General features: G+C 64.6%; 15 protein-coding genes. 8 read left to right on the top strand and 7 right to left on the bottom strand.

What is annotated here, in order from left to right:
* Positions 1-177 precede the first annotated feature (177 nt).
* Genes CAG33_RS21850 through CAG33_RS21830 form a run of 5 tightly spaced genes read right to left on the bottom strand, consistent with a single transcriptional unit; the run spans position 178 to position 5,774 of the window.
* Positions 178-2,373, bottom strand: coding sequence for a hypothetical protein (locus CAG33_RS21850; protein WP_085578023.1), 2,196 nt, complete (start codon positions 2,371-2,373; stop codon positions 178-180).
* A gap of 5 nt (positions 2,374-2,378) precedes the next feature.
* Positions 2,379-2,789: a GtrA family protein gene (locus CAG33_RS21845; RefSeq protein ID WP_256575487.1), complete on the bottom strand. Its 411-nt coding sequence runs from the start codon at positions 2,787-2,789 to the stop codon at positions 2,379-2,381.
* Complete coding sequence (locus CAG33_RS28905) at positions 2,786-3,742, bottom strand: WxcM-like domain-containing protein (protein WP_085578022.1); 957 nt, start codon at positions 3,740-3,742, stop codon at positions 2,786-2,788. Before CAG33_RS28905 ends, CAG33_RS21845 begins: the two co-directional genes overlap by 4 nt.
* Positions 3,739-4,680, bottom strand: coding sequence for a glycosyltransferase family 2 protein (locus CAG33_RS21835; RefSeq protein ID WP_085640498.1), 942 nt, complete (start codon positions 4,678-4,680; stop codon positions 3,739-3,741). Before CAG33_RS21835 ends, CAG33_RS28905 begins: the two co-directional genes overlap by 4 nt.
* Positions 4,677-5,774: a DegT/DnrJ/EryC1/StrS aminotransferase family protein gene (locus CAG33_RS21830; protein ID WP_085640496.1), complete on the bottom strand. Its 1,098-nt coding sequence runs from the start codon at positions 5,772-5,774 to the stop codon at positions 4,677-4,679. The genes CAG33_RS21835 and CAG33_RS21830 overlap by 4 nt, the downstream gene beginning before the upstream one ends.
* 424 nt (positions 5,775-6,198) lie before the next feature.
* On the opposite strand from CAG33_RS21830, the gene CAG33_RS21825 reads away from it, so the two are divergent.
* From CAG33_RS21825 to fabF, 6 genes are all read left to right on the top strand, one after another.
* A complete protein-coding gene (locus CAG33_RS21825) occupies positions 6,199-7,167 on the top strand; it encodes an SDR family oxidoreductase (RefSeq protein WP_085629782.1) in 969 nt (322 codons plus the stop codon).
* Positions 7,164-8,192, top strand: a complete 1,029-nt coding sequence (locus tag CAG33_RS21820; protein WP_085640494.1) for a glycosyltransferase family 4 protein — start codon at positions 7,164-7,166, stop codon at positions 8,190-8,192. Before CAG33_RS21825 ends, CAG33_RS21820 begins: the two co-directional genes overlap by 4 nt.
* Before the next feature lie 101 nt (positions 8,193-8,293).
* Positions 8,294-10,288 carry a nucleoside-diphosphate sugar epimerase/dehydratase gene (locus CAG33_RS21815; RefSeq protein ID WP_085578273.1) on the top strand — a complete coding sequence of 665 codons (1,995 nt, stop codon included), beginning with the start codon at positions 8,294-8,296 and terminating at the stop codon, positions 10,286-10,288.
* 111 nt (positions 10,289-10,399) lie between these two features.
* Complete coding sequence (locus CAG33_RS21810) at positions 10,400-10,738, top strand: helix-hairpin-helix domain-containing protein (RefSeq protein ID WP_085640492.1); 339 nt, start codon at positions 10,400-10,402, stop codon at positions 10,736-10,738.
* A 207-nt stretch (positions 10,739-10,945) separates the two neighbouring features.
* A complete protein-coding gene (locus tag CAG33_RS21805) occupies positions 10,946-11,740 on the top strand; it encodes an SDR family oxidoreductase (protein WP_085578016.1) in 795 nt (264 codons plus the stop codon).
* Positions 11,741-11,772: 32 nt separating this feature from the next.
* Positions 11,773-13,047 carry a beta-ketoacyl-ACP synthase II gene (fabF, locus tag CAG33_RS21800; RefSeq protein WP_085640490.1) on the top strand — a complete coding sequence of 425 codons (1,275 nt, stop codon included), beginning with the start codon at positions 11,773-11,775 and terminating at the stop codon, positions 13,045-13,047.
* Here fabF and CAG33_RS21795 read toward each other — a convergent pair.
* Both CAG33_RS21795 and CAG33_RS21790 read right to left on the bottom strand, forming a co-directional pair.
* A complete protein-coding gene (locus tag CAG33_RS21795) occupies positions 13,044-13,601 on the bottom strand; it encodes a TetR/AcrR family transcriptional regulator (protein ID WP_085629790.1) in 558 nt (185 codons plus the stop codon). The genes fabF and CAG33_RS21795 overlap by 4 nt on opposite strands.
* Before the next feature lie 167 nt (positions 13,602-13,768).
* The gene (locus CAG33_RS21790) at positions 13,769-13,936 is read right to left on the bottom strand and encodes a DUF2897 family protein (RefSeq protein WP_085578013.1); all 168 of its coding nucleotides are present in this window, start codon (positions 13,934-13,936) and stop codon (positions 13,769-13,771) included.
* 266 nt (positions 13,937-14,202) lie between these two features.
* Between CAG33_RS21790 and kdpF the strand changes: the two genes are divergently transcribed.
* Complete coding sequence (gene kdpF, locus CAG33_RS21785) at positions 14,203-14,292, top strand: K(+)-transporting ATPase subunit F (protein ID WP_007963673.1); 90 nt, start codon at positions 14,203-14,205, stop codon at positions 14,290-14,292.
* A gap of 8 nt (positions 14,293-14,300) precedes the next feature.
* The gene (gene kdpA, locus CAG33_RS21780) at positions 14,301-15,995 is read left to right on the top strand and encodes a potassium-transporting ATPase subunit KdpA (protein ID WP_085640488.1); all 1,695 of its coding nucleotides are present in this window, start codon (positions 14,301-14,303) and stop codon (positions 15,993-15,995) included.
* The last annotated feature ends 6 nt before the right edge of the window (positions 15,996-16,001 follow it).

Here is a 16,001-nt window from a genome sequence, read left to right as displayed (position 1 = left end):
GCAGGGGGGTGGGTGGGGTTCATTGACGGCCTGATGCTCATTGATGGTTCCATGGCGTTCTTGCAGATTTGAGGTTCCGGGAGCCTGAACAGGGGGTCTCCCGGAAAAGTCTTGGTGGTTTCCATCATCCCGCTGGCTGGGGCCGGTGGCGGAACGACTGCGGTCTTTGTCTTGCCTTTACTGTGCTTTCGCGATTTTCACCCAGTCCAGCCGGGCGGAGATTCCGCCGAGGGCGGCATCCACGCTTGAGATAAATTCGAGGGTGTTGTGCCCGGCTTCCAGTGTCTGCGGCGGCAAATCACCGCTGAATTCACCGTTGGCGCCCCAGCGGACCGCCACCGGGTGGCCGTTGACCCGTATCTGCATCTGCGTGCGGATCTGGTCGTTGGCGAAGCTGTTGAACGCTCCGCTGATCACGTAGGGGGTTGAGGCGGGGGTCAGGTCAAAGACAAGCGATGCGCGCGGCGCGTTTATCCATGCCGAAGCGTTATGGCGAAAACGCCGGGTCTCCCACTCGGTCTCCCGCCAGCCGGAACCCGCCATCGGTGGCGCCAGGCTCCACCATTTGCCGAAGTCCCAGTGGTACTCGTCATGGGCGCGGTGGCGGAATGTGATGAGGCCGAACCGAGGGGCGGCGCCGGTTTCGGCGATGCCTTGCAGACGGGTGGCGGTCGGCGACGAGCCGGATTCCAGCGTCTGGCGCCAGGCCTGAAGTTCAGGGGAGGCGGACGCCGTCGCCCCGTTGCCGACGTCGACTGTGACGACCTGCGACCGCGGCAGTTTGCGGACTTGCGCGGCGGATTGCCCGTCGGCGTCGAGCGGTACCGGATAATGCAGGGTCCAGCCTTCTTCGGTCTCTTCGCAGCGGCCCTTGCGTTGCAGCGGGTCGGACTGCTGCCATTCATGGCCAGGCATGTAGCAGACTTCGATGGCGTCCACCGGCTTGCCGTAGAGGTGGAACAGCACCGCGCTCAAGTCGGCATTCAAGAACATCCAGTCGTGATTGAGTTCGTTGGAGTGGTCGAGAATGATCAGGGTCTTGTTGAGCGCATTGCCGTCAAAGTTGTGGACGATGTCGCTCAGTACCGATTGCTGCCGTTTTGAGATGTCGATGTAGTGCTGGAACTGAAAGAGTTGCGCGCCGAGCCCGGTGAAGACCATCAGTGCCGCGAGCGCAGCGGTGACGGCCCGGGAATGGCGACGGACGATCAGCAGCGCGGCGATGAACACCAGCACCGCGCCCGGTGCCGCGTACAGGAATGTTCTCTGGCTGACGCCCATGTGCGCGGGGTTGAAGATGAACGGCAAGTACCCCAGGCAAATGAGAAGGCATCCGGCCAGGATCATCCTGCCCGCCAGCATGGGCTTTGCCGGTTGCCGCAGTCCTGCGCCGGCCGTCTGCGCCGACGTTGCCGACAGCAGCGCAATGAACCCGAGGATCGCCGCCGAGGCGAGGGCGATGTACCAATGGCTGCCGATTTCGAGGACGGTGATCTGCAGGGCGTCGATCCAGCCGCCGAACAGGCTTCGTCCGATTCCCAGGCGCCAGAGCTTGGGAAAGTACTGTTTCAGGGAGGCGAAGGCACTGTCGCCCACCACGGCGCTTTGGTAGCTGTGCACCAGGGGCAGGGTATGGATCACATAGGCGATGTAGGCGACCGGGCCGACAGCCCAGATCAGGTGCTGCGGGTAATGCCGTTTGATGTGCGGAACGAGGCCTTTGAAGCCGACCTGGATGAAGACCGCGAACGCCGGGATGGCCGCCAGCAGCAACGCGACCTCGTACATGGCGCATCCCGCCGCCAGCAGGAGGCTGGCGAGCGCGCTGAGCGCGAAGGCGCGGGCCTTGCCTCTTTGCTCCAATGCCTGGAGCAGCAGGACACAGGCCATCAATGTCAGGCTGAGGGCCCAGTTGATGTGGATCGATCTGAACGACAGTTGCATGGTGTCGGCCGGAAACAGGATCACCAGCACACTGGCCAGCATGCCCCACTTCAGGGAGCCGGTGATCCGGGTGGTGATCAGGCTCATGCAGCAGCCCTTGATCACCAGGGCGATGATCAGCAGAACGTGCCAATAGTTGAAGGTGTCCGGATCCAGGGCGTACGCGATGGCGTGAGGCAAAATGGTGAGCGGGCGCAGCGCGTGGGCCGGCATGGCGCTCGTGGCGTCGGTCAGGAAAAACACCCCGATCCGGCTGAACAGCCCGATGACGCCCCATTCCTCCAGCAGGCCGGTCAGGCTGAAGCCGAACGGCAGCCATATGAAAAGGACCGTCAGCAATGCCGGGCCGGCATGGGCGAGCCAGGCGGCTTTTTTGCCGTGCAGCGATGCCGGCGTCAGCATCGACGACTGCGGGAGGGAGGCGGTCATGGGTGTCAGTCCTTCGAGGGTGTTGTTTTGTGGGTGGCCTTGAGGACGAACTTGTTCAACAGGTAGCTGCAGGGAAGCAGCAGCGCGATCACCAGTATCGGAGCGATCGCCTTGTGCAGGTGCAGGTGTTCAACCAAGAGGTTGAGCAGCAGCGCGCCGAGAAGGTACTGCACAAGGTAGATGGTCGGGTAGACGAGCATGCCGCTCCACGACTGCTGCACCTTGAACACGACCTTCGCATTGAAGAAGTAGGCGAAGACTATCCCTGCCGCGTAAGCGATCGCATAGGCGATCTGGTAGTCGATCCAGACGCTCAGCAGCAGGTACAGGCCATAGGTGAGCCCGGTGTTCAGGCCGCCGCCGATCAGGAAGCTGATCCAGCGGCGAACCTGCGGGTTGTCTTTCAGCGCGATCACGAGACGGTTTTTTTCGCGGTGAGCCGAGTGAACTCCGAGTAGTCCCGGATGTAGTCGTCCGCTTCGTAGTAGTCGGATGTGAACACCAGCAGCACGGCGTCATCCGAGTACTTGTACTGGATGCCCCAAGTCATCGGCGGCAGGTAGATGCCCTTGTTGGGCGCATCGAGCAGGACTTCGGCCCGGTTGGTGCCGTCGTCGACCACCACCGCGCAGCTGCCTTTGACGCAGATCAGGAACTGGTGGCATTTGTGGTGGGCATGTTCGCCGCGGGTCTTCTGGCTCGGGACGTTGAAGACCAGGAAGTAGCGCTTGGGCAGGAACGGGATTTCCTTGTGGAACTCGCCGACCGAGAGATCGCCGCGCATGTCGGTGATGTACTTGAAACGGTGGGTGGTGACGTCGCCCACGCCGATCCGCACCACTGCATCGTCCTGCTCCTGGGCCTTGGCGGCGGGGCTCTTGGCGGCGTCGCTGGAGGCGGAGTTCTCTACGTAGCCGGTGATGCGCGCCGGCGAGCCGGTGACGATGGCGTACGGCGGAACGGATTTGGTGACCACCGCGCCTGCGCCGACCATCGCGCCGGTGCCGATGGTGATGCCCGGCAGGATCACCGCGCCGCCGCCGATGGACGCGCCGTCCTGGATCACGGTCTGCGAAAACGACTCCGGATAGACCTTTGAGCGCGGGAACTTGTCGTTGGTGAACGTGGCGTTGGGCCCGATGAAGACGTCGGAGCCGATCCGCAGGCCGTCCCAGACGTACACGCCGGACTTGATGGTGGTGCGGTCGCCGATGATCACGTCGTTCTCGATCAAGGAATGCGAGCAGACGTTCACGTCGTCGCCGATGACCGCGTTCTCGAAGACCACCACGTATTGCCAGATGCGCGTGTTCTTGCCGATCTTCTTGCTTTTGACGTCGGCGCTGGCGTGGATGAAGGGCTCAGTCACTTCAGGGGTTCCTTGTTGTCGAGTTGCATGCAAACGATCGCCAGAGGCCGTTGTTTGCTGTTTTCATAGGCGCGCCACGCATAGGTGCCGACCAGGCCGACCCCCAGCAGGTTCAAGGTTCCCAGCAGCAGCACGACCAGCATGGTCGCGGCGTAGCCCGGCACTTCGATGGCGCCGGACAGGCGGGCGACGATGACCATCAGGCCGATGAACAGCGAAATCATCGAGCCCACCGCGCCCATCCGGGTCAGCAGCCGGATCGGGTAGTCGGTGAAGGCGAAGATGCTGTCCATCATGTAGTCGAGCTTTTTCTTGAACGTCCAGGCCGACTTGCCTTCGAGGCGGGTCTGGCGCTCGTACTCGACGAACTTGCGGCGAAAGCCCAGCCAGAAGATCAGGGCGATCAGCGACGAGCGCGACTCGTTCAACTGCAGGAGCTGTTCACGGAACGCCTTGTTGCAGCCGAAGATGTCGACCCCGCCCTTGGGCATGTCGTGCACCACCAGGCGCCGGTACAGGCCCCAGAAGATCGAGGAGGCCATGCGGCTGGAGAAGGGATCCTGCCGCGCGTTGCGGGTGCCGATGGCCACGTCGCACTCGTCGTTGGACAGCGCCTTGAAGAAGCTGATCAAAAGCTCCGGCGGCTCCTGCAGGTCCGCCGCCATCACGCCGAAATAGTCGCCCTTGGCGGCCATCAGGCCGGTGCGGATCGCCGGGAACGAGCCGAAGTTGCGCGAATGGGCGAGCAACTGGGCGGAGAACGTCATGTCGCCCAGTGCGTTCTTCAGCATCGCGAACGATTGGTCCGGGCTGCCGTCGACCACGAACACGACTTCAAGCTGCTTCTCGAGCGAGTCGTTCATGTCCTCCAGGGCCTGGATCAGCCGAGGTATCGATTCTTCGTTCTTGTAGACCGGGACGATTACCGAATACTTCATGCCGCCCATCCGTTGACGGCGGCGATGACCTTGCTGACTTCGTCATCGGTCATTTCCGGGTAGCACGGCAGCGTGAGGATCTGCGCGGCCAGCCACTCGGTGTTCTCCAGCGACACGCCGGCGAACTGCTCACCGAACACCGGCTGACGGTAGTCCGGGATCGGGTAGTGGACGTCGGAGGCGATCTGCGCCTCGCGCAGGTGCGTCTGCAGCGCGGTGCGCTTGGACGATTTGATGACGTACAGGTGGGCGACCGAGGCCTTGCCTGCGTCGGCGCCGTGGGTCACGTCGCTGTGGCGGATTTCGCTGCGGTAGCGGGCGGCGATGTCGCGGCGGCGGGCGTTGCCTTCATCGAGATGGGGCAGGAGTTCCGACAGGATCGCTGCCTGCATCTCGTCGAGGCGGCTGTTGCGGGCGCCTTCCAGCTCGACGCAGTACTTCGAGGACCAGCCGTACTGACGCAGTTGGGCCACACGTTGGGCGATGCTGTCGGAATTGGTCACGACCGCGCCGCCGTCGCCCAGGGCGCCGAGGTTCTTGGTCGGGTAGAAGCTGAAGCTCGACGCATCGCCGAAGGTGCCTACGCGCTGGTCGTCGCGTTCGGCGCCGTGGGCCTGGGCGCAGTCTTCCAGCAGCGGGATCCGCTGTGCGGCGCAGTATTGGGCGATGGCCTTGATCTCAGGGATGGCCAGGCCGTACAGGTGGGTGACGACCACGGCCTTGGCGCCGGCCTCGACGGCTTGCTTGACGCTGTCCAGGGTGACGACGTGGGTGTCCGGGTCGACGTCCATGAAGACTGGCGTCGCGCCGACGGCCAGGACCGAGGTGGTGGTGTACATGCCGGCGTTGGCGACCGTCGCCACTTTGTCGCCCTTGACCACGCCGAGCGCCTTGAGGGCCAGCTCGATGGCGTCGGTGCCGTTGGCGACGGTGATGCAATGCGCTGCGTTCAGGTACTGGGCGAACGACGCTTCGAAACGTTTCACTTCCGGCCCCAGAACCACCCAGCCGCTGGCGACCACCCGCTGCACCGAAGAATTGATTTGCGATTGAAACTTTTCAATCTTCGCTGCGAGGTTGTTGATTTGCTGCATGGGTGCTCTCCATTTCGAAGCAAAAAGCGTGCGATATCTGGTTTTTTGACGGCGTTGGCCGAAATTATGTTGTGCAGGAGCGCGTCGGCCATCCAGCGGCGGGCGTACGATCCCTATTTCCGCACGGATTCTATCCGTACCCTGAGCCGGCTCCAACCGGCAAACCGCAATTTGGATCGACGGGCGGTTGAGCCGCATCGGTGAATCCGCCGACGCAAGGGCGAAAATGACCGCATCGGCGGGGCGGCGAGCCTCTGCCCTGCGACAAAGTGGCTAACCGTGCATCGATTCAATAAACTGCCGCCCTTCGGCCGTTTCCGGTTCAATGCTTCGGGTTTCGGTGATGGCGGCGGGATGATCGCCGTTCAGCCAATGCGTTCGCCGCCGTCTCTTCACTGATTTCCATGTTTCCCAAGGGGCGTCCATGCGATCCAAAACATTCCTGGTCACCGGCGGCAGCGGCTTCGTGGGGCGTGCGCTGATCGCGCGGCTGGCGGCCCTGCCGTGTTCGGTCATCGCGCCGGTGCGGGACATGGCTACGGTCTTCCCGGCCGGCGTGCGCAAGGTTCAGGCCGGCGACCTGGGCCCCGGGCAGGACTGGGCCGCGTCTTTAGAGGGGGTCGACTGCATCGTCCATGCGGCCGCGCGGGTGCATGTCATGCACGACACGGACGCCGATCCCCTGGCCGCCTTCCGCCAGGTCAATGTCGAGGGCACGGTCAACCTGGCGCGCCAGGCGGCTGCGGCCGGGGTCAAGCGCTTCGTCTTCGTCAGTTCGGTCAAGGTCAACGGCGAGGGCACGCCGCCGGGCAAGGCCTACACCGCCGATGATGCGCCGGCCCCGGTCGATCCTTACGGCATTTCCAAGCTCGAAGCCGAAACGGCATTGCTGGCCCTGGCGCACGCCACGGGCATGGAGGTCGTCATCGTCCGCCCGGTGCTGGTGTACGGGCCGGGCGTGAAGGCCAATTTCCTCAGCATGATGCGCTGGCTCGCGCGGGGCGTGCCGTTGCCGTTCGGCGCCGTGGACAACCGGCGCAGCCTGGTGGCCATCGAAAACCTGGTGGACTTCATCGCCGTGTGCCTGGAGCACCCGGCGGCGGCCGGTCAAGTGTTCCTGGTCAGCGATGGCGAGGACCTCTCGACCACGCAGTTGCTGCGCAGGCTGGCCGCCGCGCTCCGGGTGCGCGCGCGGTTGCTGCCGGTGCCGGTCGCCCTCATGCGCGCAGCGGCCACCGCGTTGGGGCGGCGCGACCTGTCGCAAAGGGTTTTCGGTTCCCTGCAGGTCGACATCGGCAAAAACCGGCGACTGCTGGACTGGACGCCTCCGGTCAGCCTTGATCACGCCTTGGGCGCTACGGCGCAACACTTTCTGGACGCTCGCCAATCATGAATTACGGATGGTTCATTCCTGCCGTCGCGCTGGTTTCATTCCTGCTGACCTGGGCGCTGCGCCGTTACGCGCTGGCCCGCAGCCTGATCGACATTCCCAATGCCCGCAGTTCCCACTCGGTGCCGACCCCCCGGGGCGGCGGCGTGGCGATCGTGCTGGCGTTCCTGCTGGCGCTGGGTATGCTGCTGTGGGGCGGGCTGATCAGTGCGGCGCAGTTCGCGGCGATCGCGGGGGCAGGGGCCCTGGTGGCGGTCATCGGTTTCATGGACGACCACGGCCACATCGCCGCCCGCTGGCGTCTGCTGGGGCATTTCCTGGCGGCCGTCTGGCTGCTGTGGTGGATCGGCGGCCTGCCGCCGGTGCTGCTGGGGGGCGTCACCGTCGACCTGGGGGTGGTCGGCCATGTGCTGGCGGCGTTCTATCTGGTCTGGCTGCTCAACCTCTATAACTTCATGGACGGCATCGACGGGATCGCCAGCGTCGAGGCCATCTGCGTCTGCATCGGCGCCGGCCTGCTGGGCTGGTGGAGCGGCCTGCCGCAGTTGGCCTGGGTGTCGGCCTTGCTGGTGGCCAGCGTGGCTGGGTTCTTGTTCTGGAATTTTCCGCCCGCGCGGATCTTCATGGGCGATGCCGGAAGCGGGTTCCTGGGCATTGTGCTGGGCGGTTTGTCGCTTCTGGCCGCAACGTTCGACGCCAATCTGCTGTGGAGTTGGCTGATACTGCTGGGCGTCTTCATCGTCGATGCGACGTTCACCCTGTTTCGCCGACTGTTGCGGGGCGACAAGGTGTATGAGGCGCACCGCAGCCATGCCTATCAGTTTGCCTCTCGTCGGTTCGGCAGCCATTTGGCGGTCACGGCGACCGTCGGGGCGATCAATCTGCTCTGGCTGTTGCCTATTGCGGTGGGCGTCGCCCGTTTCGGGCTGGACGGCGGCTTGGGCTTGATCCTGGCCTATGCTCCCTTGCTGGTGCTGGCGATCAGGTTTCGAGCCGGAGAACTTGAAAAAGCGCCGGCGAAGGACTAAGCAACAGTTCTGTCATAAGGGATTAAAGTGCGAGAGACTCGGATCCGGGCCGCCGCGCCAACGCAACCGATCAAAGGAGGGCTGAGGTGTTTGAGGAGATGATGGAAAACGTCAGAGCGCGCCTTCTGGGGCTTCCCCGGCGTCGCAAGCGTCTGATCCAGGTCAGCACGGACATCGTCCTGGTCTGGGTCGCCCTGTGGCTGGCCTTCATCGTCCGCCTGGGGATCGATGACATGTACAACCCCTTCAGGGTGCACTTCTGGCTGTTTGTCTGCGCCCCGGTGGTCGCCATCCCGCTCTTCATCCGCTTCGGCATGTACCGGGCGGTCATGCGCTATTTCGGCAACGATGCGCTGATCGCAATCATCAAGGCCGTGAGCCTGTCCTCGCTGATCCTGGCGGTGGTGGTGTACTGGTACAGCAACCACGAAGCGGTCGTGCCCCGTTCGGTCATCTTCAACTACTGGTGGCTGAGCCTGGTCATCATCGGCGGCCTGCGCCTGTGCATGCGCCAATACTTCATGGGCGACTGGTTCACCGCCGCCCAGCACGTCCCGTTCACCAGCCGCGACAACGGGCTGACCAAGGTCGCGGTGTATGGCGCAGGCGTCGCCGGCAACCAACTGGTGGCCGCCTTGCGCATGGGCAAGGTGATGCGTCCGGTGGCGTTCATCGACGATGACCCGAGCATCGCCGACCGCTCCATTTCCGGCCTGGTGGTCTACAAGCCCAAGCACATCCAGCAGATGATCGACGTAACCGGCGCGCAGGAGATCCTGCTGGCGCTGCCGTCCTCCACCCGTTCCCGTCGCCGGGAGATCCTCAACCTGCTGGAAGGCTTCCCGCTGCACGTGCGCAGCGTGCCCAACTTCTCGGACCTGGCCAGCGGCCGCGTCAAGGTCGAAGACATCCAGGAAGTGGACATCGCCGACCTGCTCGGGCGGGATTCGGTGCCGGCCCAGCCCGACCTGCTCGAACGCTGCATCAAGGGCAAGACCGTCATGGTGACCGGGGCCGGCGGCTCCATCGGTTCGGAACTGTGCCGGCAGATCTTCGCGCTCGGCCCGACCGCGCTGATCCTGTTCGACCACAGCGAGTTCAACCTCTACAGCATCCTGTCGGAGCTGGAGAAGCGCGGCGCCCGGGAGTCGGTGCCGGTGCACCTGCTGCCGATCCTCGGCTCCATCCGCCATCCGCACAAACTGCTGGATGTGATGAAGACCTGGAAAGTGGAGACCGTGTACCACGCCGCCGCCTACAAGCATGTGCCGATGGTCGAGCACAACATCGCCGAGGGCGTGCTCAACAACGTCATCGGCACGTTGAACACGGCCCAGGCCGCACTGCAGTCGGGTGTGGCCAATTTCGTGCTGATCTCCACCGACAAGGCCGTGCGCCCCACGAATGTGATGGGCAGCACCAAGCGCCTGGCCGAACTGACCCTCCAGGCCCTGAGCCAGGAAGTGGCGCCGGTGCTGTTCGGCGACAAGGCGAACGTCTCGCGGGTCAACAAGACCCGCTTCACCATGGTGCGTTTCGGCAATGTCCTGGGCTCGTCCGGCTCGGTGATCCCGCTGTTCCACAGCCAGATCAAGTCCGGCGGGCCGCTGACCGTGACCCATCCGAAGATCACCCGCTACTTCATGACCATTCCCGAGGCGGCCCAGCTGGTCATCCAGGCGGGTTCCATGGGGCAGGGCGGCGACGTGTTCGTGCTGGACATGGGCGAGCCGGTCCGCATCGTCGAGCTGGCGGAAAAGATGATCCACCTGTCCGGCTTGAGCATCCGCTCCGAGCGCAATCCCCAGGGCGACATCTCCATCGAGTTCACCGGGCTGCGCCCTGGCGAGAAGCTGTACGAGGAGCTGCTGATCGGGGACAACGTCGCGGCCACGCCGCACCCGATGATCATGACGGCCAACGAGGACCACCTGGCCTGGGATGTGCTGAAGAACCGCCTGAGCGACCTGCTGGCGGCGGTCGAGCAGGACGACTACTCGCGGGTGCGGCAACTGCTGCGCGAAACGGTCAGCGGGTATTCGCCGGACGGTGAGATCGTCGACTGGATCTATCAGCAGCGCCGGCTCGAGCCCTGATTGTTTCATATCCTGTAACGCACGGGTTTTTGACAGGCCCGCTCCATTGTCTAAGTTTTGGTGAGCAGCTTCGGAGAAGCTGCTTTCCCAAACGATGATGGAGCGTCACTTATGCGTACCGGTTTTTTCTCTTCCCTGGTTTTTGCCCTGCTCACCAGCGCCTCGATCGCCGCGATCGCTGCGCCTTCGGCGGGGCCCGAAGCACAGAAGCCACCTTCCGCGGCCGTGGCGGCACAGGCGCCTGCCACCTCCGCCAAGGTCGACCTCAACGACGCCGATGCCGCCACCCTGCAAAAGGAACTGGCAGGAGTGGGCGAAGCGAAGGCCAAGGCCATTGTTGCGTACAGGGAAACAAACGGGCCGTTCGCGTCAGTGGATGAACTGCTGGAAGTGAAGGGCATCGGCAAGGCGATCCTGGATCGCAACCGCGACAGGCTGGAAGTGAACTAAGCTGAACGCTCATCGCCAAGAGGCCGGTCATTGACCGGCCTTTTTGCATTCCGGCACCGGGCGGATGACACGGGCGGGTGTTCGTCGGACGGATTGAAATTACGGCTATCATATTGCTCTTTGATTATGCCTATAATATTTTCGCCATCCGAAGCCGTCCGGTCTCCGGAGGCGTTCATTCCCCCAAGGTTCAGCAGGAGTACGGTCATGAATTCTCCAAAGTCTCAAGGTACGGCCCTCGTCACTGGCGCGTCTTCCGGCATCGGTGCGGTATACGCCGAGCGGTTGGCGGCGCGGGGGTTCGATCTGTTGCTGGTGGCCCGTGACCAGGAGCGGCTGGAAAGCGCCGCCGTCAGGTTGCGCGGCGCCCATGGCGTCCAGGTCGAAGTGCTGAAGGCCGACCTGACGCAGAAGGCCGATGTGCAGAAGGTCGAGCAGCGTCTGCGCAGCGACGCCGGCATCAGCCTGCTGGTCAACAACGCGGGCGTCGGCGCCAACGGTTCGCTGGCCGACGCCGATCCCGAGCAGTTGGAACGGCTGATCCAGCTGAACATCACCGCCGTCACCCGGCTGGCCTGCGCCGCCGCTGCGGCGTTCCTCAACGCCGGCCGTGGCACGATCGTCAACATCGCCTCCGTGGTGGCGCTGTTTCCCGAGCGTTTCAACGCCACCTACAGCGCCAGCAAGGCTTACGTGCTGAGCCTGACCCAATCGCTGAACGCGGAGCTCGACGGCACCGGCGTCAAGGTGCAGGCGGTGCTGCCCGGCGTCACCCGCACCGAAATCTGGGAGCGCTCCGGGATCGACGCCAGCGGCATTCCGGATGAAATGATCATGGAGGCCGGCGAGATGGTGGATGCGTCTCTGGCGGGGCTTGAGCAAGGTGAACTGGTGACCATTCCGTCCCTGCCGGACGCCGGTGAGTGGCAGGCCTTCGTCGCCGCGCGTCTGGTGATGGCGCCCAACCTTTCCCACCGTTCGGCGGCCGGGCGCTACAAGTAAGACCTTTCTGAATCGGCAAGAGGAAACCTGATATGGATCAGCGTCGGATAGTGGTCACGGGAATGGGCCTGGTGTCTCCGCTGGGCAGCGGCGTCGAAGCGGCCTGGCAGCGTCTGTTGGCTGGCCGCTCGGGGTTGCGTCCGTTGCCGGAAGCGGTGGTCGCGGATCTGCCGGCCCGTGTCGGCGGGGTGGTGCCGACGGTGGAGGAGGATGCCGAAGCCGGCTTCGACCCTGACCGTGCGACGCCGCCCAAGGAACAGAAGAAGATGGACCGCTTCATCCTGTTCGCCATGGAGGCGGCCCGCCAGGCGTTGGAGCAGGCGGGCTGGCAACCTGCCGAAGCCCGGGCCAAGGAACGCACGGCGACCGTCATCGGTTCCGGCGTGGGCGGCTTCGGCGCCATCGCCGATGCCGTGCGCACCACCGACAGCCGTGGCCCGCGCCGTCTGTCGCCGTTCACCATCCCTTCGTTCCTGGTCAACCTTGCCGCCGGCCATGTCTCGATCGCCCACGGCCTCAAGGGGCCGCTGGGCGCGCCGGTGACGGCATGCGCGGCCGGGGTGCAGGCGATCGGCGACGCGGCGCGGATGATCCGTGCGGGCGAAGCCGACATCGCGGTGTGCGGCGGCGCCGAGGCGGCCATCGACCGGGTCAGCCTGGCCGGCTTCGCGGCGGCCCGCGCTTTGTCCAGCGCCTACAACGACACGCCCGAACGCGCCTCGCGCCCGTTCGACAGCGGACGGGACGGCTTCGTCATGGGCGAGGGGGCGGGCCTGTTGGTGATCGAGTCCCTGGAGCATGCGCTGGCGCGGGGCGCCCGGCCCTTGGCCGAACTGGTCGGATACGGCACCAGCGCCGATGCCTACCACCTGACCGCCGGTCCCGAGGACGGCAACGGGGCGCAGCGCGCGATGGGGTTGGCATTGGCCCAGGCGGGCGTGACGCCGGACCAGGTGCAGCACCTCAATGCCCACGCAACCTCCACGCCGGTCGGGGATCTGGGTGAGTTGGCGGCCATCAAGTCGTTGTTCGGTGCCGGACGCAGCATCGCCGTGACCTCGACCAAATCCGCCACCGGGCATCTGTTGGGCGCGGCCGGCGGGCTCGAAGCGATCTTCACGGTGCTGGCGATCCGCGACCAGGTCGTCCCGCCCACCCTCAACTTCGACGATCCCGACCCGGCCAGCGAAGGCGTGGACATCGTCCACGGCCAGGCGCGGTCGATGCCGATCGAATATGCGCTGTCCAACGGTTTCGGGTTCGGGGGGGTGAACGCCAGCGTGCTGTTCAAGCGCTGGGCGGGCTAGTCTTTCGAACGCTTGAGGTGGTCGCGGGTGACGTCAAGGATGCGCTGGGCGAAATCGCCGTCCGCGACGCTGCGCGACAGCAGCAGCGCGCCCGCCAGGGTCGCCATGATGACGATGCTGCGCTCGGCCGCGTCGTCGCCGTCGAGGGTGCCTTTGATCTGGTCGAGGCGGGCCTTGAGCACCTCGTCGCTGGTGGGGCTGGGCTGGCCGCGCAGCCCCAGTTCCGAGGAGATGGTCAGCAACGGGCAGCCTTCGTGCGGGCTGGTCTGGTGCCATTCGGAGAGGTAGGTGTCGATGAACAGGTCCAGCGGATTGGCCTGGGCGAAGATGTCGGCGCACAGGCCGGCCACTTGGTCGCCGGCCGCCCGCAAGGCCTTTTCCACCAGTTCATCCTTGGACTTGAAGTGCGAATAGAAGCCGCCGTGGGTCAGGCCCAGGGCTTTCATCAAGGGCTGCAGGCCGGTCGCGCCGATGCCGTCCTTGCGAAACCGTTCGGAAGCCTCCTTGATGATGCGCTGGTGGGTCTGGGCTTTGTGATCCTGCGAATAACGCATTTAAACTCTCCGCAACTAGGTCCCCATCTTAACCAATGAAAATTGCATGGTGACTGTACTTCTACTTCTAAAAAGCGTGCGGTTGAGTCCGGCGTGATCTCAGCCGTGCCCCTGCCGGCCGGCCAGCGACGCAAAGAAAAACCCGCCGGCATCGGCGGGTTTCCCATTCAGCGGTCTTGTGCCTCCTTGGCGTCCATTTCCGCATTGCGTTCAGCGACGCGTCTGCGTTGCTCTTCGGTCAGCTCGACCTTGTTGGCGGTGTCGCGCAGCATCATCAAGCCGCCAACGATCGAGCCGATGGCCACGACCAGGATCAACCAGGCATACCAAGGCATAACGGCACTCCTCAAGGGCAGGCCGGCGGGCGAGGGTTTCGCCGTACGCCGCTGCATACCCTGTTTGAGCGAAGGGATTTCGCACTGGTTCCATTCTAGGCCGGTTACGCCCTCAGCGGTTCAGGGACCTGCGCCGTAATCGCCGCGTAAACCCACTCTTTACGCTTTCTTTATGCCCTCGCGAGCCCCTCGGTCTCGTTCCTTTACGGCCGCCTTTCCGACAATGCCTCCACACGCGGCAATACGCCGTAAAACGGAGATCTTCCATGAGCGTTCTGGACGGGGTGTCCCTGCTGCTGGCGGCAGGGCTGTTCATTTATCTGTTGGTTGCGCTGCTGCGCGCGGATCGGAACTAGGAGCGGCTATGCACAGTTATGACTATGGGCTGATCCTCGCGTTCTTCGCGGTGGTCCTGCTGCCGGCGCCGTTGCTGGGGCGCTTCTACTACAAGGTGATGGAAGGCCAACGCACCTGGCTGACGCCGGTGCTCGGCCCGCTGGAGCGCGGCTGCTACCGCCTCGCCGGGGTCGATCCGCAGAGCGAGCAGAGCTGGCAGAAGTACACGCTGGCGTTGCTGGCGTTCAACCTCGCCGGGTTCCTGCTGCTGTTCGCGATCCTGGTGTTCCAGGATCACCTGCCGCTCAACCCGCAGAACCTGCCGGGCCAGGAATGGACCCAGGCGTTCAACACCGCGGTCAGTTTCATGACCAACACCAACTGGCAGTCCTACAGCGGTGAGGCGACCCTCAGCTACCTGAGCCAGATGGCCGGCCTCACCGTGCAGAATTTCGTCAGCGCCGCCACCGGCCTGGCCGTGCTGGTTGCGCTGTGCCGCGGCATCGGTCGCAAATCCGCCAAGACCTTGGGCAACTTCTGGGCCGACATGACCCGCGCCACTCTCTACGGCCTGCTGCCGCTGTGCCTGCTGCTGGCGCTGTACCTGGTGTGGCAGGGCGTGCCGCAGACCTTCGCCCAATACGTGAACGCCGTGACGGTGCAGGGCGTCGATCAGGTGATCCCGCTCGGCCCTGCGGCCAGCCAGATCGCGATCAAGCAACTGGGCACCAACGGCGGCGGCTTCTTCGGCGTCAACTCGGCGCATCCGTTCGAGAACCCGACGGCGTGGAGCAACCTGTTCGAAGTGGCGTCGATCATCCTGATCCCGGTGGCGCTGGTGTTCACCTTCGGCCATTACGTGAAGGACCTGCGTCAGAGCCGCGCGATCATCGGCTGCATGCTGGCGCTGTTCATCATCGGCGGCGCCACGTCGCTGTGGGCCGAGTACCAGCCGAACCCGGCGCTGAGCAGCCCGGCCGTCGAGCAGACCGCACCGCTGGAAGGCAAGGAAGCGCGCTTCGGCACCACCGCCACCGTGCTGTGGTCGGTGACCACCACCGCCGCCTCGAACGGTTCGGTCAACGGCATGCACGACAGCCTCAACCCGCTCAGCGGCATGGTGGCGCTGGTCAACATGATGGTCGGCGAAGTGATCTTCGGCGGCGTCGGCGCCGGGCTCTACGGCATGCTGCTCAACGTGCTGATCGCGGTGTTCCTCGCCGGCCTGATGATCGGGCGCACGCCGGAATACCTGGGCAAGAAACTGCAGGCGCGGGAGGTGCAACTGCTGGTGGTCACGCTGCTGGTGATGCCGGTGGGCGTGCTGGTGCTCGGCGCGATCGCCGCGAGCCTGCCAGGCCCTGCCGCGACCATCAGCAACCCCGGCCCCCACGGTTTCAGCCAGTTGCTGTACGCCTACACCTCGGCCAGCGCCAACAACGGCTCGGCGTTCGGCGGCCTGAGCGCCAACACCCCGTTCCATAACCTGATGCTGGGCCTGGGCATGCTGATCGGCCGCTTCGGCTACATCCTCCCGGTCATGGCCCTGGCCGGCAGCCTGGCGATGAAGAAGACCGCGCCGATCGGCCAGAACAGCTTCCCGACCCACGGCCCGCTGTTCGTGACCCTGCTGACCGTGACCATTTTGCTGGTGGGCGGCCTGACCTTCCTGCCGACCCTGGCGCTGGGCCCTATCGCTGAACACCTGAGCATGGGCTTCTAAGGAATC

Source organism: Pseudomonas sp. B3(2017) (genome assembly GCF_002113595.1).
GTDB classification, from domain to species: domain Bacteria; phylum Pseudomonadota; class Gammaproteobacteria; order Pseudomonadales; family Pseudomonadaceae; genus Aquipseudomonas; species Aquipseudomonas ekonensis.
This window is presented reverse-complemented; position numbering and strand designations above follow the sequence as displayed.